Here is an 18,224-nt window from a genome sequence, read left to right on the forward strand (position 1 = left end):
TGTCGAGCCGTGCCGTGTCGCGCCGTGCCGTGTGCGCCGCAAGATCGCGCTCGAACCAGGATGTAGTGGCCTCGGCGTTGGGGGATGCCACTACATCCAGGATCGAGCGCGATCTTGGCGTGCGGCGAGACCAATTCGGAAGATCCCCGCAACATCAGGGATGTTGCTGCCTCCTGCGCGCCGGAGGCAGCAACATCCGGGAAGTTGCTCGGATCTTGGTGCGGGGTGCGGGGTGCGGGGTGCGGGGTGCGGGGTGCGGGGTGCGGGGTGCGGGGGCATCGGCCGGCGGCCGGCGGCTGGGGAAGGGCGGGGCGAGCGGGCGCGGGCCAGGGGTGCCCGGGGTGCCGGGGTGCGAGGAGCGGGGTGTGGGTGCACGGGCGCGCGGCGTCGACCAGTGGGCCGGCGCGCGGGGTGTGCGGGGGTCAGGGGGCTGGGCGGGCGGCGGCGCTGAAGAGGTGTACGGCCAGGTTGGCGAGGGCCGTCGCGGTCTGCTCGATCGGTTCGCGGGGGAGCACGATGTGGCTGACCACCAGGCGGACGATGGTGTCGGCGGCGAAAGCCAGCGCGGTCTGGTCCGCTCCGGGCAGGTGGTCGCCGGCCCAGTCGATCAGCGCGCCGGACGCCTCGGTGAGCACCACCTCGGCACGGGTGGTGAGGTACGGCAGTAGCTCGTCCGAGCCGCCCCGGGCGCTGGTCAGGATGGCCTTGACCAGGGGGTTTTCCGCCGCTGTGGTGAGGGTGTGCGCGATCGCCGCGTACGCGCCGGCCCGTACGTCGGTGCCGTGGGCGAGCAGAGCGGCCTGGACGGCGCCGACGAACCGGTCCACCTCGGCGCGGGCGAGCGCCTCGGCCAGCCCTGCCTTGCTGCCGAACTCGTTGTACACGGTCTGCCGGCTCACCCCGGCCGTGGTGGCCACTCCGCCCATCCGGACCGCGTCCCATCCGGCGGCGATGGTCCGCGCGCGGGCGGCGTCCACGATCGTGTCCCGTAGCCGCTGGCGTGGGGAGCCCGTCGAGGTAGTCATGGTGGTCAAATTCTACGGGCGCACCCTCGGCTCGCCCAGCGTCGTGGGCCCGCCCGGCGTCGTCGGCTCGCCCAGCGTCGTGGGCCCGCCCAGCGTCGTGGGCCCGCCCGGCGGCGTCGCGGCCCATCGGCGGAGGGGCACCGCGCGGGCGCGGAGTGCGGCACCGCACGGCGTGGCGACTCCCGGACGCGGTGTCCGCCCGCGTGGCGCATAGGATGTGCGGTCATGGCACGCGTGCTCACTCCCCGTGCGGAGGATTTCCCCCGCTGGTACCAGGACCTGATCGCCAAGGCGAAGCTGGCCGACAACGGCCCGGTTCGCGGCACCATGGTCATCCGACCGGCCGGCTACGCCATCTGGGAGCGTATGCAGGCTGAGATGGACGCTCGGATCAAGGCGGCGGGTGCGGAGAACGCGTACTTCCCGTTGTTCATCCCGGAGAGCTACCTCAAGCGCGAGGCGCAGCACGTCGAGGGCTTCTCGCCGGAGCTGGCGGTCGTCACCCACGGTGGTGGCAAGCCCCTGGCCGAGCCGATCGTGGTGCGTCCGACCAGCGAGACGGTCATCGGCGAGTTCATGGCCAAGTGGATCGACTCGTACCGGGACCTGCCGCTGCTGCTCAACCAGTGGGCGAACGTGGTCCGGTGGGAGCTCCGTCCGCGGATCTTCCTGCGTACCAGCGAGTTCCTCTGGCAGGAGGGGCACACCGCGCACGCCACCCGCGAGGACGCCCGGGCGTACGCGCGGCGGATCCTGCACGAGGCGTACGAGGACCTGATGGTCAACGTGATCGGCATTCCGGTGGTGGTCGGCCTGAAGACGACGCGTGAGCGGTTCGCCGGGGCGACGGCCACGTACACCTGCGAAGGCATGATGGGCGACGGCAAGGCGTTGCAGCTGGGCACGAGCCACGAGCTGGGCCAGAACTTCGCCAAGGCGTTCGACATCAGCTACTCCTCCAAGGAGGGCGGCCGGGAGCACGCCTGGACCACCTCCTGGGGCACGTCCACCCGGATGTTGGGTGGCCTGATCATGGCGCACGGCGACGACAACGGCCTGCGCGTGCCGCCGAGGCTGGCGCCCATCCAGGCGTACGTCATGATCGTCAAGGACGGTGACGGCGTCGGCGAGGCGGCGGCCAAGCTGCGCGACGGCCTGCGCGACGCCGGTGTCCGGGTCGCGCTCGACGACCGGACCGACACCCCGTTCGGCCGCCGGGCCGTCGACGCCGAGCTGCGCGGTTATCCGGTACGCGTCGAGGTGGGCCCCCGCGACCTGGCCGTGGGCAACGCGACGGTGGTGCGTCGGACCGACGGTTCGAAGACCCCGACGCCGGTGGCCGACGTGGTCGCCGCGGTGCTGGCCGCCCTGGAGACCGACCAGCAGGTGCTGCACGACCAGGCGTTGGCCAACCGCGAGTCGCGCACGGTCGAGGTGGCCACCCTGGCCGAGGCGATCGAGGCCGCCGCGACCGGCTGGGCGCGGGTGCCGTGGTCGGCGGTGGGCGTGGCCGGTGAGGCGGAGGCGAACGGTCAGGGCGTCACGGTGCGCTGCCTGCTGCGCGCCGACGGTTCGGTACCGGACTCGGAGGACGAGCCCGATCTGGTCGCCATCCTCGCCCGCGCCTACTGAGGTGCGGCCGGGCGACCCTGTCGACCGGTTCGCGCCGGGCCGGCTGATCGTGCACCGCAACGTGCGGCTGGGGCGGATCGGGTGGGCCCGGCCGGCGCGGGTGGTCCTCGACGACGAGCGAGGGCTGCTGCTTTGGATCGCCCGCGACTCGCCGGTGGCGCACGAGGTGAACGCGGCGGGCCTGACCATGCGGGCGCTGCCGTTCGCCGACTGGATCACCCCGACGTACCGGCTGGCGGAGGGCCGCTGGAATGGCCCGCCGCTGTTGAAGTTCCTGCCCACCGGGGCGGCGCACTCCGTCTGGTGGTTTCGGGACGAACGGGGCCGGTTCGCCAACTGGTACGTCAACCTGGAGGAGCCCGCCGTCCGCTGGGACGACGGCCCGGTCGCCGGTGTCGACATGGTCGACCAGGACCTGGACGTCGTGGTGCGACCGGACCTCAGCTGGGAGTGGAAGGACGAGGACGAGTTCGCCGAGCGGCTCGCCTTCGGTGACGACTACTGGGTGACCGACGAGAAGGCGGTCCGCGCCGAGGGGGAGCGGGTGATCGCGCTCGCCGAGGCCGGGGCGTTCCCGTTCGACGGCACCTGGTGTGACTTCGCGCCGCCGCCGGAATGGGGCGTACCGGACAAGTTGCCGCCGGGGTGGGATCGTCCGCCGGTGCGCTGAGCGGTGTTCCGGGTCACCGGGAACGCGGTGTCCGGGTCCGATGCGGGATATCGGCAGCGGATCTGGCAGAATGGGTCGCTGGTATCCGGCGCGCGTCCGGCGCCCTCTAACCCGGGCACGTCGCCAGTCCACCGAGTAGTCTCCGGCCCAACCCCACGGGTCCGGTCGGCGCTCACCCATGCACACCGCCCGCCTGGGCCGGTGAGATCGCAACAGGAGCGAAACAACTGTGGCCGTAAAGATCCGGCTCCTGCGGATGGGCAAGATCCGCAACCCGCAGTACCGCATCGTCATCGCCGACTCGCGCACCAAGCGTGACGGTCGGGCGATCGAGTTCGTCGGGGTTTACCAGCCCAAGGAAGACCCCTCGATCATCGAGGTCAAGTCGGAGCGGGTCCAGTACTGGCTGTCCGTCGGCGCTCAGCCGAGCGAGGCGGTGCAGCGTCTGCTGGAGCTGACCGGTGACTGGCAGAAGTACAAGGGCCTGCCGGCCCCGCCGCCGCTCCTGGTCGCCCCCGAGCGGGCCGACCGCAAGGCGGCGTACGAGGCTGAGGCGAAGGCCGCCGCCGGGCTCGCCCCGGAGACCCCGGCCAAGCCGGCCAAGAAGGCCGCCAAGGCTGCCGAGGCTCCGAAGACCGAGGCTCCGGCTGAGGCTCCGGCCGCCGAGGCGCCGAAGACCGAGGCTCCGGCCGAGGCCCCGGCCGCTGCCGACGCCGGTGAGCAGGCCTGACATGCCACTGCGTCCGGCGTTGGAGCACCTGGTCAAGGGCATCGTCGACCACCCGGACGACGTCCGGGTGCGGATGGTCGATTCCCGTCGGGGCAAGCGGCTCGAAGTCCGCGTGCACCCCGAGGACCTCGGCACTGTGATCGGGCGGTCCGGCCGGACCGCCAAGGCGCTGCGCCAGGTGATCGGCTCCATCGGCGGGCGCGGGGTTCGCGTCGACATCGTCGACTCGTACTGATGCAGCTCGTCGTCGGCAGGATCGGCAAGCCGCACGGTGTCCGCGGTGAGGTCACCGTGGAAGTGCGGACCGACGAGCCCGAGGCACGGTTCGCCCCCGGTACGGTGCTGCGCACCGAGCCGGGGGCGACACCCCCTCCAACCACCGATGAGCCCGGAGTGCCGTTCCAGGTTCCCGCGGAGCTGACCATCGAGGAAGCCCGCTTCCACCAGGGTCGGGTGCTGATCGCGTTCGACGGCATCCTGGACCGCAACACCGCCGAGGCGCTGCGCGGCACGCTGCTCGTGGTGGACAGCGCCGACGTGGCCCCACCGGACGACCCGGAGGAGTTCCACGACCACCAGTTGGTCGGGTTGGCCGTGGTGACCCCGGCCGGCGAACGCCTGGGCGAGGTCGCCCGCATCGACCACGCGCCCTCGTCCGACCTGCTGGTGCTGCGGCGGCCCGAGGGGCGTACCGCGTTGATCCCGTTCGTCCGGGCCATCGTCCCGGAGGTCGACATCGCCGGCGGACGTGTGATCGTCGACCCGCCAGCCGGACTGCTCGACCTTTAGGACCAGCCCGCATGCGCGTCGACGTCGTGTCGATCTTTCCGGAGTACTTCGCCCCGCTCGACCTGTCGCTGATCGGACGGGCGCGGGCCAACGGCGTACTCCAGCTCGCCGTGCACGACCTGCGGACCTGGACCCACGACGTGCACCGCACGGTCGACGACACCCCCTACGGTGGCGGGCCGGGGATGGTGATGCGCCCGGAGCCGTGGGGTGAGGCACTGGACGCCCTCGCGCCGGTCGACGCCCCGCCGCCCCGGCTACTGGTGCCGTCGCCGGCCGGTGCCCCGTTCACCCAGGCCATGGCGTACGAGCTGGCGGCCGAGCCGCATCTGCTCTTCGCCTGCGGCCGGTACGAGGGAATCGACCAGCGGGTCCTGGCGCACGCCGCCACCCGGATGCCGGTCACCGAGGTGTCGCTCGGTGACTACGTGCTCTTCGGCGGTGAGGTCGCGGTCCTGGTGATGCTGGAGGCGGTCACCCGGCTGCTGCCGGGGGTGCTGGGCAACGCGGGCTCGTTGGACGAGGAGTCACACGCGCACGGGCTGCTGGAGGCGCCGATCTACACCAAACCGCCGAGTTGGCGTGGGCACGACGTGCCGGAGGTGCTCCGCTCCGGTGACCACGGCAAGATCGCCCGCTGGCGGCGCGAGGAGGGTCTGCTGCGGACCGCCGCCCGCCGTCCGGACCTGCTGGCCGCGCTGCCGGCCGATCGGCTCGACAAACGGGACATCGCGGCCCTGGACCAGGCCGGATTTCAGCCTCCGCCGGGGGATGTGGCAAAGTAGTGGGGTTGCCGCATCCGTCCGCGCCCGCGGTCGGCTGCGAGGATCCCCGACCGGGGGTCGGTCCGCCGATCACCACCCGGGAATCAGAATCACCCACCCGCGCACCGAGTGACGGTGCGCCGTGAGCCTTACGAGGACGCAGCGATGAACATCCTGGACGCCCTTGACGCCCAGTCGAAGCGGACCGACCTTCCCGACTTCCGGGCCGGTGACACCGTCAAGGTGCACGCCCGCGTCGTCGAGGGCAACCGGTCCCGTGTCCAGATCTTCCAGGGCGTCGTGATCCGCCGCCAGGGTGACGGTCTGCGCGAGACCTTCTCGGTCCGCAAGGTCAGCTTCGGCGTCGGCGTCGAGCGGACCTACCCGATCAACGGCCCGGGCATCGACCGGATCGAGGTCGTGACCCGCGGCGACGTGCGTCGCGCCAAGCTCTACTACCTGCGCGAGCTGCGCGGCAAGAAGGCCAAGATCAAGGAGAAGCGGGAGAAGCAGCCCAGCTGACTTCCCGCTCGCCACGCCGCCCGAGCTGCGCGTATGCCGTACCGACCAGAGCGCACTACCCTGGTCGTACGGGCGCAGCGAGGCGGCGGTCCCGCCCACGTGGCGGGCAGTTGTCCACTACCGCCCGTGGAGCCTCGACGAGGCTCCCGGGCGGTGGTGTTTCTGCGGACCGGGGAGTGGCGTGGTGCAGACGCTTGACGAGGACGGCACCGTCGATCCGTGGCGCCGACGGGCTCGCCGCACCCGCCGGCAGATGCCTCTCTGGCAGGAGTTGCCGCTGCTGCTGGTTGTCGCGTTCTGCCTCGCGGTGCTGATCCGCACCTTCCTGCTCCAGGCGTTCTTCATTCCGTCCGGCTCGATGGAGGACACTCTCCTCGTCGGTGACCGGGTGCTGGTCAACAAGGTCGTCTACGACGTTCGTGACCCGCTGCGTGGCGAGGTGGTGGTCTTCCGGGGCACCGACCGCTGGGCGCCGCAGGTGGACGATCAGCCGAAGCCCGGTGTCGCCGGCCGGCTCGCCCGCACCGTCGGCGATCTGGTCGGGGTGAGTCGCCCCGGTGAGAAGGACTTCATCAAGCGGGTGATCGGTCTCCCCGGTGACCGGGTCAAGTGCTGCGACAGCCAGGGGCGGGTGACAGTCAACGGCACTCCGCTCAACGAGTCGTACGTCCTGCGGGACTCACCGCTGGACCTGCCGCCCAACCCGGCGGAGTGTCGCTCCCGGCGTTTCGACGAGATCGTCGTGCCGCCCGGTCAGATCTTCGTGATGGGCGACCACCGCGAGGTCTCCCAGGACGCGCGTTGCCAGGGGCCGGTGCCGATCGACAACGTGGTCGGCCGGGCCTTCATGGTGGTCTGGCCGTCGTCGCGATGGAGTGCGCTGTCGGTGCCGTCGACGTTCGAGGACGTGTCCGGGCCGGCCGCGGCGTCCTCCGGTGCGCCGCCGGCGCGACCGACTCCGCAGGGCGGTGCGCTGCTGATGCTTCCGTTGGCAGTCGCGCTACGTGCTTCCCGCGCGTTCCGGACGGTGCCGTCCAGCCGGGCAACGTAGGCTCCTTGGCGTGATTGACGAGCAGACCGACAAGCCGCGCAGCTCCTTCTGGAAGGAGCTGCCGATCCTGCTGGGTGTGGCGATCCTGGTCGCGGTGCTGGTCCGCGCCTTCGTGCTGCAGACCTTCTTCATCCCCTCCCCGTCCATGGAAAACACCCTCAAGATCGATGACCGGGTGCTGGTCAACAAGCTGGTCTACGACTTCCGATCACCGCACCGCGGCGAGGTGATCGTGTTCAAGGCTCCGACCGAGTGGAGCGGCAACCCCGACGGTGAGGACTTCATCAAGCGGGTGATCGGCATCCCGGGCGACCACGTGGTCTGCTGCGACCCCGAGGAACGGTTGATGATCAACGGCAAGTCGCTGGACGAGCCGTACATCTTCTCCATGGACGGGATTCGCGACAAGCCCGCCGACCAGGAGTTCGACATCACCGTGCCGGAGGGCCGACTCTGGGTGATGGGCGACCACCGGTCGGCCTCCGGCGACTCCCTGGAGCACTGGCAGCAGTCCGGGCAGAACATCACCGAGGCCACGATCCCCGAGGACGACGTGGTCGGGCGGGCGTTCACCGTCTTCTGGCCGGTCAACCGGGCCACCTGGCTGACCGTGCCCGACGGGTTCGACGGCATTCCCAAGCCGTAGGCCGACGGGGCGTGGGCGATCCGTCCTCGGTCTGGCAGGCTGGTGCGGTGACCGTCTACACCCCTCGACGCGCGGCCCGCGTGCTGCTCGTCGACGCGGCCGGCCGGGTCCTGCTGTTCGAGGGCTTCGACCCGGCCCGACCCGGGCACCGATACTGGTTCACTCCGGGCGGCGGGCTCGATCCGCTGGAGTCCCCGGCGGCGGGCGCCGCCCGGGAGTTGGCCGAGGAGACCGGCCTGCGGCTCGACCCGGTCGAGTTGGGCGAGCCGGTCTGGTCCGACGCGACCGAGTTCTCCTTCGACGGCATCTGGTACCGCCAGGAGCAGGATTTCTTCCTCTTCCGGGTGGACTCCTGGCAGGTGGACACCACGGGCTTCAACGACATCGAGCGACGCAGCATCGCCGACCACCGCTGGTGGCTTCCCGACGAGTTGGCGGCCAGCGGCGACCGGTTCTACCCGCCCGAACTGCCCGCCCTGCTGACCCGGCTGGGGCAGTCGACCACCGCGGGCCAGGACGAGGCGTCGTGCTGACCCCGCCGCGTACCGTGGTGCGCCGCGAGGCCGGCCTGTACGCCCTGGAGCGGGCGTTGCAGCGGCGCGGCTTCCGGCACGTCGCCGGTGCCGACGAGGCGGGCCGGGGAGCGTGCGCCGGTCCGCTGGTCGCCGCCGCGGCGGTGCTGCCCGAGGGGCGGCGCGGCGAGATCGACGGGCTGGCCGACTCGAAGCTGCTCACCCCGGCCAGCCGGGAGCGGGTGTACGCGGATGTCGTGGACCGCGCGCTCGCGTACGCCGTGGTGGTCATTCCGGCCGAGGAGGTCGACGCCCGGGGTCTGCACGTGTGCAACCTGGCCGCGATGCGCCGCGCCCTCGCCTCGCTCACCACCCGCCCGGAGTACGTGCTGACCGACGGCTTCGGCGTGGACGGCCTGGGCGTGCCCGGGCTGGCGGTGTGGAAGGGCGACCGGGTGGCGGCGTGCGTGGCGGCGGCAAGCGTGCTGGCCAAGGTCACCCGGGACCGGCTCATGGTGGAGCTGGACGGCGTGTACCCGGCGTACGGGTTCGCCGAGCACAAGGGCTACATCACCCCGGAGCACTCGGCGGCGCTGCGGGAGCACGGGCCGTGCCGGGAGCACCGGTTCTCGTACGTCAATGTCGCCGCGGTCTCCGGCCGCGACGGCCGGCCGCCGCGCGCCCGACGGCCCGGCGGCCACGCCCCGGATGAGCCGATGGAGCGCTCGTGGGCGTCAGGGGGTACCGTCGGCGTGGCGTTGGGCGAGCAGCCTCGGCCTCCGACGCCGGTGGGGGAAGATGTGGCCATGGAAGGCGGAGTGCGATGAGCGCGGAAGATCTCGAGAAGTACGAGACCGAGATGGAGCTGCAGCTCTACCGGGAGTACCGCGACATTGTCCGCCAGTTCTCCTACGTGGTGGAGACGGAGCGCCGGTTCTACCTGGCCAACCAGGTCGACCTGCACGTGCGTAACTCCGACGGCGAGGTCTACTTCGAGGTCGAGATGCACGACGCCTGGGTGTGGGACATGTACCGTCCCGCCCGCTTCGTGAAGAACGTCCGAGTGATGACCTTCAAGGACGTCAATGTCGAGGAGCTGGAGAAGCCCGACATCTCACTGCCCGCCGACTCCGGCTTCGGCGGCTGAGCGCACCCGAGCCGCAGGGCCGTGCCACGGGCCCCCCACCCGTGGCCTGACACCCGCCGCCGATCACTCGGCCGGCACCACGACCTCGACCCGCTGCACCATGTTGTTGGCGAAGCCGCCGCGGTTCCACGGTTGCTCGACCGGCTGGGTCCGCCCGGACGCGTCGGTCGCCCGCGCGCCCAGCACGTACCGGCCGGGGGTGGCCACCCACTCGTGGCGCCAGCGCCGCCAGGCGAAGTCCCCCGCGTCCGTCGGGTCCAGCTCGGCCGGCGTCCAGCTCTCCCCGCCGTCGGTGGTCACCTCCACGGCGACCACCGGCGCGTGCCCCGACCAGGCCCGACCATCCAGGGTGCACGGACCGGGCCGCAGCACCCGGCGGCGGGACATGAAGTCGGGGAAGCCGGGCGGGCGGACCAACGCACGCGGCTCGATCCGGGTGACCGGCACGCCCGGGTCGTCGGCGTCGCGGCGTACCCGGTAGGCCACCGCGTTCTGGTACCCCTCGAACGGCTCGGTCCGCAGCTCGATGGAGTGGACCCACTTCACGTGCGCCATGCCGTACCAGCCCGGCACGATCAGCCGCAGCGGCGCACCGTGCTGCGGCAGCAGGGGAGCGCCGTTCATCTCGTACGCCAGCAGCACCTCCTCGCGCAGCGCGTCGGCTACCGGAAGCGCCCGCTGGTAGTCCTGCTCGACCCCGCGCTCCACGCCGTGATCGGTGCCGGTGAAGACCACGTCCACCGCGTCCGGGTCGATGCCCGCCTCCCGCAGCAGCGGAGCGAGCGGGGTGCCGGTCCACTCCGCGTTGCCGACCGCCTCGACCAGCCAGGGCTGGCTGACCGGTCGGGGGTGCAGCAGGGCCCGACCGTTGCCGGCGCACTCCAGGGTCACCTGCCGGGTGACCCGGGGCCGCTCGCGCAGGTCGGCGAGGGTGACCGTCAGCGGCCGATCCACCGCCCCGCCGATCGTCAGCGTGTGCGTCGCCGGGTCGAGCTCCGGGATGTCGTAGTGGATCAGCAGGTAGTGCAGCCCGGCCGGGGTGACGTCGTAGCGCAGCGCCTCCAACGGGATGCCGTGGTTGCGGGCCGCGAGCTGCAACTCCTCGGCGCTTATCGTCTCGTCCGGCTCCGCGAGCCGGGACGGGCCGCTCACGTCGGCCACCGTCGGCCCGGTGGGGGACGACGTCCGGTCATCGAGAGTGGTCATGCGAGCCTCCCCGGTACAGACGGCGGCGCCCGCCGTACGCGGCCCAGCCTAGGCCCTCGGCGGCGGCCGGAAAACGGCACCGGAGGTACGGCGGCGTTCACGCGACGGGCCGTGGACAGCGTCCCGCCGTCCCGGGCATAGCAGATCATCGAGGGTGTTGGGTGGTCGTCCACAGCACCTCCGGTTGTCCACAGCCGCACCGGCCGGGCTGGCGGACGACCCCGCGTCGGCCGGAGGCTGCCGTCATGCGACCGCCATCCGTCCGTTCGATCCGCCGTACCGTGCTGCTCTGCGCCGCGCTCCCGCTCGCACTGACGGTCCAGCTCTGCGGGCTGGCGGTGCTGGTCGCGGCGGTGCCCGGCCAACCACCGACGCCGACCGAGCCGGTCGCGGCCCGGACGGTCCAGGTCGCGGATCCAGCGCCCGCCGGGCGGTTCCGCTGGCCGCTCGACGGGCCACCCCGTCCGGTACGCCGGTTCGACCCGCCGCCCCGACCGTGGCTGCCCGGCCACCGCGGCGTCGACCTGGCCGCCCCGGCCGGAGCGGTGGTCCGCAGCGCCGGGCCGGGCACCGTGCTCTTCGCCGGTCTGGTGGCCGGTCGACCGGTGGTCACCGTGGGGCACGCCGGCGGGCTGCGGACCACCCACGAGCCGGTCCAACCCGCGGTACGCCCCGGCCAGGCGGTCACCGCCGGCGCGCCGCTGGGCGAGCTGCTGCCCGGGCACGCGGGCTGCCCGGCCGAGGCGTGCCTGCACTGGGGCCTGCGCCGGGGCGAGGAGTATCTCGACCCGCTGGCCCTGCTCGGCCTCGGCCCGGTGCGCCTGCTCCCGGTCGGTCCGGTCCCGGTGTCCGCTCCGGCCGTCCGGTCAGCGCTGGGCGAGCAGTGCCGGCAGTCGTGCGCCCAGCCGTTCGTACTCGTCGGCGGCGTTGTACACCTGGCCGGTGAGCCGCAGCCACCCCCGGCCGTTCCAGCTCATCACCGCCACCTCCGTGGCGAGCCGCTCACCGATCCGTGCCTGCAACGCCCGCGCGGCGTCGATCGTGGTGCCCGTGCCGGTCGGCAGCGGAATGAGGCGCAGCGCCACCCCCGGCCCGCCCGGGTCGGGCAGATCGGCGGGGGCCACCCCCAGAGCGTCCCCCACCACCCGCTGGCCGTACGCGGCGAGCGCGGCGTTGTGCGCCCGCACCCGGTCGACGCCGAGACTGCGCATCGTGAACAGGCCCGCCGGGGCGGCCAGCCAGGGCGTGTAGTCGAGAGTCGCCTGCCACTCGAGCCGGGCCGGGAAACCCGACTCCTGCTCCCAGGACACCACCAGCGGCTCGATGCGGTCCCGCCACTGCGGTGCCACCGCCAGCACTGCGGTCCCGCGCGGGGCGTACGCCCACTTGTGCAGGTTGCCCACCCAGAAGTCCGCGCCGATGCCGGCCACCGGAGTGGGCAGCATGCCCGGGGCGTGCGCGGCGTCCACCAGGACCGGCACGCCGTGTTCGCGGGCCACCCCGACGATGGCGGCGGCCGGAAAGAGCTTGGCGGTTGCCGAGGTGAGCTGGTCGACGACGAGCAGCCGGGTCCGCCCGGGGCGCAGACTGGCGCGGACGCTCTGCACGATCTCCTCGGCGGTGGCGGTCAGGGGGATCGGCAGGACCCGGCTGACCGCGCCGGTGCGGCGGCACTCGCGCTGGATGGCCAGGCTCACCGCCCCGTACCCGTGATCGGTGCTCAGCACCTCGTCGCCGGCCTGCAGGCCCACCGACTGGAGCACCACGGCGACGCCGGTGGTGGTGTTGCCCACCAGGGCGCTGCCGTCCGGGTCGGCGCCCAGGAACCCGGCGAGGTGCCGACGGGTGTGCGCGATCCGGTCGACCAGCCCCTGGGTGAAGAAGCGCAGCGGGTTCGCCTCCATCTCGTCGCGCAGCCGCTGCTGGGCGCGCTGCACCCCGATCGGCACCGCGCCGAACGAGCCATGGTTGAGGTGGCTGACCGCCGGGTCGAGGGAGAAGAGCAGGCGGGCGCCCGGGATCGGCTCAGGGGGCTGCGGGACGCTCACTTGATGATCGTAACCGCCGCGCTCGCGCGTCCTCCGGCCGTTGAACAGGCGCGCGGGTGCCGCCCTCCGGCCGTTGGCCAGGCGCGCGGGGTGCGCCTCCCGGTGGACGGCGCGAGCCCGCTCGACGTCAGGCGCGTGGGTGCGCCTGCCGGTACGCGGCGCGCAGGCGCTCAACCGAGACATGGGTGTAGATCTGGGTACTCGCCAGCGACGAGTGACCGAGCAACTCCTGCACGGCGCGCAGGTCGGCGCCACCCTCCAGGAGGTGGGTGGCCGCGGAGTGGCGCAGATCGTGCGGGCTGGTCCGGGGCAGCCCGGCGGCCTCGGCGTACGCACCGACGATCTGCCGCGCGGTCGTCGGGTTGAGCCGACCGCCCCGGGCACCCAGCAGCAGCGCTTCCCCGGAGCGGGCGCCCACCATCGCCGGGCGGCCCCGGCGCAGCCAGTCGTCCAACGCCCGCTCGGCGGGCACCCCGTACGGCACCGAGCGCTCCCGCCCGCCCTTGCCGAACACCCGGATCACCCGCCGGCCGTGGTCGACGTCCCCGACGTCCAACCCGCACGCCTCGCTGACCCGTACGCCGGTGGCGTAGAGCAACTCCAGCAGCACCCGATCCCGCAGCGGCACTGCCTCGGCCTCTTTGGTTACGCCCGACGTCGGCCCGGCCGCTGCGTCCGTGCGGGCTTGGTCCGTGCGCGCTGGGTTCATCAGCCGCGGGTTGGTGGGCGCAGCCTGCCGGGACGGTGCCTCGACCAGAGCGGCGGCCTGGTCGGCACGCAGCACGCTGGGCAGTTCCCGGTGCGCGCGAGGGCTGGCCAGCGCGGCGCCCACGTCGGCGGGGAGCAGCCCGGCCCGGTGTGCCCAGGCGCTGAACGCCCGCGCCGACGCGGCCCGCCGGGCCAACGACGTGCGGGCCGCACCGGTGGTGCGCTGCCGCGCCAGCCAACTGCGCAGCACCGACAGGTCCAGCTCGGCGAGGTCGACGCAGCCCATCCGGACGGCGTGGTCGAGCAGCGAGACGAGATCGGTGACGTACGCGCGGACGGTGTGCGCCGACCGGTTACGCACCCGGGACAGGTGCTCGGCGAAGTCGTCGACTGCGTCGCGCAGCGCCGGCGGCAGTGCCTGGTGCATGGCCCGGGTGCCCCGGTCCGCCCGGCTCATCGTGGCCGCGCCGACGCGCTGGCCGGTCCACCGGCCCAGGCACCCTCACTCACAGCTGGCACGGCACCAGCCTACGGCCGACCGTCGTGGATCACCGGCTCCGGCGGTGCCGGTGATCATCGACCCGGCTCACCTGCGGTTGCCCCTCTTGAGTAGGAGCGCGATCAAGCCACCGATGAGTGCGGTGGACGTGACGAGACACAGCAGGACCGCGATATGCCACGGCTTGATAGCACCCATGGCCGCGCACAGTACCGTCATCGTCGGGTGCCTGGGGGCGGGCAGCTCAGTGCACGAGTGCGGGCAGGTATACGAAGAAGGTCTCCCGCGCCAACGGGAGACCCCTCCAAAGTCGAGCGGTCTGGCCACAGACACTGCTTCGACGGAGACGGGGAAACCCCATCTCGATGGCGCAATCTTCAGCCGGCACCTGACGGCACTGCAACTCCCTCGGACTGTTTCGGACGAAGCAAGTCATACGAGCCCTGCTTTGACTTCGGGAAACGAGGTTGTTCGCCGTCGGTTGACCGGTGTCTACGCCGGACAACCGGCAAACTTCAAACAGTCGATCGAGGCATGCCAGTGCCCGGATGGTGGCACTAGGTCACCCCCAAGGTGTTGGGGTTACAGCGTTAGTGCACCATGGACCCCACGTTCGGCAGAAGAGGGATGCGGCCGCGCCAACGGCCGCGTGTCATGAGCGACTTTCGCGGAGCGTAGAGCGTCTGGCCACAAGACCAAGGAGGGCGTCATGCCCGGCTTCGCTGTTCACTCAGGTACACACACGGTCCGCGTGAAGGCCCGATCGGGTCAAGCCGGGATCCACCGTCGCCCCCGGCTGCCCGGCCGGCGACGCGCCGCGCGCTGACGCGGCCCGGTTCTCGAGTCGGAACGGGAGCTGATCATGCCCCGCCCCGAACGGCCGATCGATCCACGTGGGGGACCACTCGCGGCGTTCGCCTATCAGCTACGTCAGGTTCGGGCGAAAGCACAAAATCCAACGTACCTACAGATGGCCAGGGCAACCGGGCGATCGAAGACGGCCCTCGCCGAGGCCGCCGGTGGTGATCACCTCCCCGCCTGGGAGACGGTCGAGGCATACCTTCGTGCCTGCGGCGAGCCGCCTGTGGAGTGGCGGTCCCGGTGGGAGCGCTTGCGGGACATGACAAGGATCTCGCCAGTCGACGTCGGTCACCGCGAAACCGAATCCGTTCGGTTGACCGGTGTCCGGCGGGACGCCAGCGTCCCCTCCCCGCAAACATCGGCCGTCAGCGTCGATGTAAGAGCAGTGCAGACGCCAGCGGAACTGGCCGCCGCCCTGGAGACGCTCCGTCGCCGCCTGAGTCTGTCCTACAAATCGGTCGAGAAGGCTGCCACCAAGCCGGGGACGCGAGGTGCGCACCTGAGTAAGAGCACCGTCGGTGAGATGGTCACAGGCGTTCGGCTGCCCACCAGGGAGAGGCTGCTGACGTTTCTGGCGGCTTGCGGGGTCGTCGGAGCAGCCGAAACGGCGCCGTGGTTGGACGCGTGGGAACGTGCTTCCTCTGTTCAGCCCACGCAGTCGTCTGGAGCTTTGCGCGTGCGCGAGGCGTGGCCCCATCAGCTCGGTGTGCACCTCGCGATGTCGGGCGAAACGCTACCGGAGTACGTCGGGCGAAAGTTCGACCAGGACGTCCGCGATCTGCTGCGCCGAAGCAGTGAGCAAGGTGGCCTAATCCTGCTGGTCGGACCGCCGGCCGTAGGCAAGAGCCGGTCGTTGTACGAGGCGGTGCGTACCGAACTGCCCGAATGGTGGTTGATCCATCCCGCCGACTCCGACGAACTCGCTGCGCTGGTTGAGCACCGAACCATGCGCACCGTGGTCTGGCTCGATGATCTCGACCGTTTTCTCGGCCCTACCGCCGTGCCCGGTGCCATCCGAAAACTGGTCCACGGCGGCACCGTGGTCGTGGGCACGATGCGGGCTGAGCAGTACGCCCGACGACTCGTGGTTCCGCCGTCAGGCTGGGATGACCTGTCCACCGCGGACCGGCAACTCCTGGGCCTCGCGTCGGTGGTCGACGTGCCCGCGCACCTCACGGCTCGGGAGGTAGAGGGGGCGGGGGTGATCGCGGTACGCGACCACCGAATCCGGGCCGCACTGCGCAGCGGCGAGACCAATCTGGTCCAGGAACTCGCCCATCTGCCGCAGATCATCGACCGTTGGAGGCACGCCAACTCGTACGCGAGGGCGGTGATCCTAACGTTGGTGGAGGCACGCCGCCTTGGGGTTCAGGGTCCGGTCAATCGCACGTTGCTTGCCGCCGCCGCACCGGGCTACCTCACCCTGGAGGACCGGGCTGCTGCTCCGTCCGACTGGCTCGATGCCGCTCTCGACTACGCCAGCGCATACGTCTCCGCCGGCCCTGGGCCGCTGGTACCCGTAGCAGAGGATGTGGGTGCCGTAATCGGGTACCACGTTGCCGATGCGCTGGTGGGAGAGGTCGCGGCGTCTGCCGCGGCCGTCCCAGAGGTTGTCTGGAGAGCGTTCCGTCGCCACCTGACGGACGCGCACGACCTGCTCTCCGTCGGTCATGCCGCTCGGAAGCGGATGAGACTGCGGCATGCTGAGGCCCTGTACACGGCAGCCCTGGCGCAGGGGTTGCACCAAGCGGCCGCCTGCCTCGTCGAGATCCTGCACCTTCAGGGACGTGTAGGCGAGCGGGACAGGTTGGCCCGATGCTTCGGGGCGCAGGTGTCGCAGACCCGCCCTACTCGGCTGCTCGGCCCCCTCGCACATCCTGCCGACCTGCGGGCGCGAGTCGAGGCTGCTGACCCGGCCGCAGCAGTACACCTGGTCGAATCTCTGATCCAAGGCGGCCGGGTCGCGGGTGCGATCGAGGCCCTGAGCGGCAGGGTCGAAGCTGGCGACACCATCGCGGCTTCCCGCATGGTCGACGTCTTGGTGTACCGCGGGCATGCTCGTGAAGTGGGCGAGTGGCTTCGCGAGTTCGCGGAGCTCTACCCCTCCGCGGCGGTGGCAATTGCAGATGACTCGTTCTACTCGGGTCGCTTCGATGAGGTGGCCCGGATTCTGGCACCTCATTTCCAGGCCGGTGACGCAGCCGCTGTGAGCCGGGTCGCCGAACTGCTGGCCGTCGAAGGACGGATCGATGACCTGCGTGCCCTAGCCGATAGCGGCCTACCGATCGCGGCCGGGCAACTGGCCTGGCTACTGGCCGAGCGGGGCGAATTCGAGGAGCTCAGGGCCCGAGCCGCCGCCGGCGACAGTTGGGCCGCTTCCCGCCTGGACGGGCAGGAGCCGGGCCTCGCCGAACGCCCGCCGGACCAGCGCGAGAGCTTCGGGGCCGATCGCGACTTCTACCTTCGGCGGGCAATGGCCCGCGATGCTCGTCGACAGGAACCACGACGAGCCTCTGTTGACGCTTACGCCGCCTATGCCTCTTCCCTTCACCGCAGGAGTCGGCCGTGACGACGAACAACGACGGTTCGACTGGTCACGGCGAAGGCCGCGATGCCGTTCCGGCCGGTCAACCCGCTCGACAGGGGCGTGCCGTCGGCCGCCAGAGACGGTCGACGCAGACGCGGCCTGCGGGCAAGACACCCGAGGCCCCACTCGTGCCGGACGATGTCCTGCCCGCGCAGGCCAGCGCGCCAACGTCGAACACAGTGAACCGGCTGCCCGACGTTGGTCGCCCGGACCGGCCGCTGACGGAGGCACGGCAGGCAGCTTCCTCGCAGTCGTCCTCGGAGGGCGACTTGCCTTCCCAAGGCGGCGTGGTGTGGCTTATCGCCAGGATGTGGAAGGACTTGGACACCGAGCGGAGCCAGAACCTCTCCCGCATCATCCTCGCCGCCGGCGTGGCGGTGGCCCTGATGCTCGCGTTGCTGGCGGTCGTCGCATACTTCTTGGCGAGCATCCCAGGCGTTGCGACGATGACTGGCGCGCTGCTTGCCGGCACTGCTGGTGCGACTGGCGCGGCGGCCGGAGCCCGCGCGCTGCGGCGCCACCGGCAGCGGCGGGCACAGCGAGCGGCGCCTCGCGGCGGGCGGCAAGGTCGTGGCCAACAAGGTCGGAGTCGCGGTCAACGGCGGGGTTGATACGCCGGACTCGCTGACGGTGTAGCTGGCCGACCGGAGCCGGACTCCAGTCGGAGCAGTAGCGGGCCCCCGGCGACTGCGGCCGCGGCGGCCGTGGCACCGACCGCGATGAGGAACACCGTCAGCGCCGCGGTGCCGCCGTCCGGACCAACCATGAGACGCGTGACCCCGATCCCGATCGTCGCAGCCACCAGCCCAACGAGTGCGCCGTACCCG

Annotated in this window: 18 protein-coding genes and 1 pseudogene; 15 read left to right on the forward strand and 4 right to left on the reverse strand. The window is 71.7% G+C overall.

The window, feature by feature from the left end:
- Positions 1–422: 422 nt before the first annotated feature.
- Positions 423–1,025, reverse strand: coding sequence for a TetR family transcriptional regulator (locus ACFYL6_RS06135; protein WP_387168123.1), 603 nt, complete (start codon positions 1,023–1,025; stop codon positions 423–425).
- Between the two features lie 225 nt (positions 1,026–1,250).
- Here ACFYL6_RS06135 and proS point away from each other — a divergent pair, with 225 nt between their 5' ends.
- The 12 genes from proS to ACFYL6_RS06195 all read left to right on the forward strand — a co-directional run bounded on the left by proS (position 1,251) and on the right by ACFYL6_RS06195 (position 9,488).
- The gene (proS, locus tag ACFYL6_RS06140; RefSeq protein ID WP_238658287.1) at positions 1,251–2,657 is read left to right on the forward strand and encodes a proline--tRNA ligase; all 1,407 of its coding nucleotides are present in this window, start codon (positions 1,251–1,253) and stop codon (positions 2,655–2,657) included.
- A gap of 1 nt (position 2,658) precedes the next feature.
- Positions 2,659–3,327, forward strand: a complete 669-nt coding sequence (locus ACFYL6_RS06145) for a DUF402 domain-containing protein (RefSeq protein WP_387168126.1) — start codon at positions 2,659–2,661, stop codon at positions 3,325–3,327.
- Between the two features lie 229 nt (positions 3,328–3,556).
- Positions 3,557–4,057, forward strand: a complete 501-nt coding sequence (gene rpsP, locus ACFYL6_RS06150; protein WP_112736214.1) for a 30S ribosomal protein S16 — start codon at positions 3,557–3,559, stop codon at positions 4,055–4,057.
- A complete protein-coding gene (locus ACFYL6_RS06155) occupies positions 4,032–4,292 on the forward strand; it encodes an RNA-binding protein (protein ID WP_172862164.1) in 261 nt (86 codons plus the stop codon). The genes rpsP and ACFYL6_RS06155 overlap by 26 nt, the downstream gene beginning before the upstream one ends.
- On the forward strand, positions 4,292–4,846 hold the full coding sequence (gene rimM / locus ACFYL6_RS06160; protein ID WP_387168129.1) for a ribosome maturation factor RimM: 555 nt from the start codon (positions 4,292–4,294) through the stop codon (positions 4,844–4,846). The genes ACFYL6_RS06155 and rimM overlap by 1 nt, the downstream gene beginning before the upstream one ends.
- Positions 4,847–4,857: 11 nt before the next feature.
- Entirely contained in the window at positions 4,858–5,631 is a 774-nt protein-coding gene (gene trmD / locus ACFYL6_RS06165; RefSeq protein WP_238658283.1) for a tRNA (guanosine(37)-N1)-methyltransferase TrmD, read from the forward strand.
- Positions 5,632–5,775: 144 nt separating this feature from the next.
- Positions 5,776–6,132 (forward strand): 50S ribosomal protein L19, encoded by a 357-nt coding sequence (gene rplS, locus ACFYL6_RS06170; protein WP_030487486.1) that lies wholly within the window; start codon positions 5,776–5,778, stop codon positions 6,130–6,132.
- 181 nt (positions 6,133–6,313) lie between these two features.
- A complete protein-coding gene (gene lepB, locus ACFYL6_RS06175; RefSeq protein WP_387168132.1) occupies positions 6,314–7,183 on the forward strand; it encodes a signal peptidase I in 870 nt (289 codons plus the stop codon).
- A gap of 10 nt (positions 7,184–7,193) precedes the next feature.
- Complete coding sequence (lepB, locus tag ACFYL6_RS06180; RefSeq protein ID WP_196921530.1) at positions 7,194–7,829, forward strand: signal peptidase I; 636 nt, start codon at positions 7,194–7,196, stop codon at positions 7,827–7,829.
- Between the two features lie 47 nt (positions 7,830–7,876).
- Positions 7,877–8,362: an NUDIX hydrolase gene (locus ACFYL6_RS06185; protein ID WP_387168135.1), complete on the forward strand. Its 486-nt coding sequence runs from the start codon at positions 7,877–7,879 to the stop codon at positions 8,360–8,362.
- Positions 8,356–9,168 carry a ribonuclease HII gene (locus ACFYL6_RS06190; protein ID WP_387168138.1) on the forward strand — a complete coding sequence of 271 codons (813 nt, stop codon included), beginning with the start codon at positions 8,356–8,358 and terminating at the stop codon, positions 9,166–9,168. Before ACFYL6_RS06185 ends, ACFYL6_RS06190 begins: the two co-directional genes overlap by 7 nt.
- The gene (locus ACFYL6_RS06195) at positions 9,165–9,488 is read left to right on the forward strand and encodes a DUF2469 domain-containing protein (RefSeq protein ID WP_007075222.1); all 324 of its coding nucleotides are present in this window, start codon (positions 9,165–9,167) and stop codon (positions 9,486–9,488) included. Before ACFYL6_RS06190 ends, ACFYL6_RS06195 begins: the two co-directional genes overlap by 4 nt.
- Positions 9,489–9,551: 63 nt before the next feature.
- Here the strand turns inward: ACFYL6_RS06195 and ACFYL6_RS06200 are convergent, their stop codons facing one another.
- A complete protein-coding gene (locus tag ACFYL6_RS06200; protein ID WP_387168141.1) occupies positions 9,552–10,694 on the reverse strand; it encodes a sulfite oxidase in 1,143 nt (380 codons plus the stop codon).
- 245 nt (positions 10,695–10,939) lie between these two features.
- On the opposite strand from ACFYL6_RS06200, the pseudogene ACFYL6_RS06205 reads away from it, so the two are divergent.
- A pseudogene (locus ACFYL6_RS06205) lies at positions 10,940–11,527 on the forward strand (murein hydrolase activator EnvC family protein); the annotation flags it as partial.
- Positions 11,528–11,560: 33 nt separating this feature from the next.
- Here the strand turns inward: ACFYL6_RS06205 and ACFYL6_RS06210 are convergent.
- Both ACFYL6_RS06210 and ACFYL6_RS06215 read right to left on the reverse strand, forming a co-directional pair.
- The gene (locus tag ACFYL6_RS06210; protein ID WP_387168144.1) at positions 11,561–12,742 is read right to left on the reverse strand and encodes an aminotransferase class V-fold PLP-dependent enzyme; all 1,182 of its coding nucleotides are present in this window, start codon (positions 12,740–12,742) and stop codon (positions 11,561–11,563) included.
- Between the two features lie 127 nt (positions 12,743–12,869).
- Positions 12,870–13,907 carry a tyrosine recombinase XerC gene (locus ACFYL6_RS06215; protein WP_387168147.1) on the reverse strand — a complete coding sequence of 346 codons (1,038 nt, stop codon included), beginning with the start codon at positions 13,905–13,907 and terminating at the stop codon, positions 12,870–12,872.
- A 1,288-nt stretch (positions 13,908–15,195) separates the two neighbouring features.
- Between ACFYL6_RS06215 and ACFYL6_RS06220 the strand changes: the two genes are divergently transcribed.
- Complete coding sequence (locus ACFYL6_RS06220; RefSeq protein WP_387168150.1) at positions 15,196–17,379, forward strand: hypothetical protein; 2,184 nt, start codon at positions 15,196–15,198, stop codon at positions 17,377–17,379.
- Complete coding sequence (locus ACFYL6_RS06225) at positions 17,376–18,008, forward strand: hypothetical protein (protein WP_387168152.1); 633 nt, start codon at positions 17,376–17,378, stop codon at positions 18,006–18,008. The genes ACFYL6_RS06220 and ACFYL6_RS06225 overlap by 4 nt, the downstream gene beginning before the upstream one ends.
- Positions 18,009–18,224 lie beyond the last annotated feature (216 nt).

Source organism: Micromonospora sp. NPDC007208 (assembly GCF_042869175.1).
In the GTDB taxonomy this organism is placed as follows: domain Bacteria; phylum Actinomycetota; class Actinomycetes; order Mycobacteriales; family Micromonosporaceae; genus Micromonospora; species Micromonospora foliorum.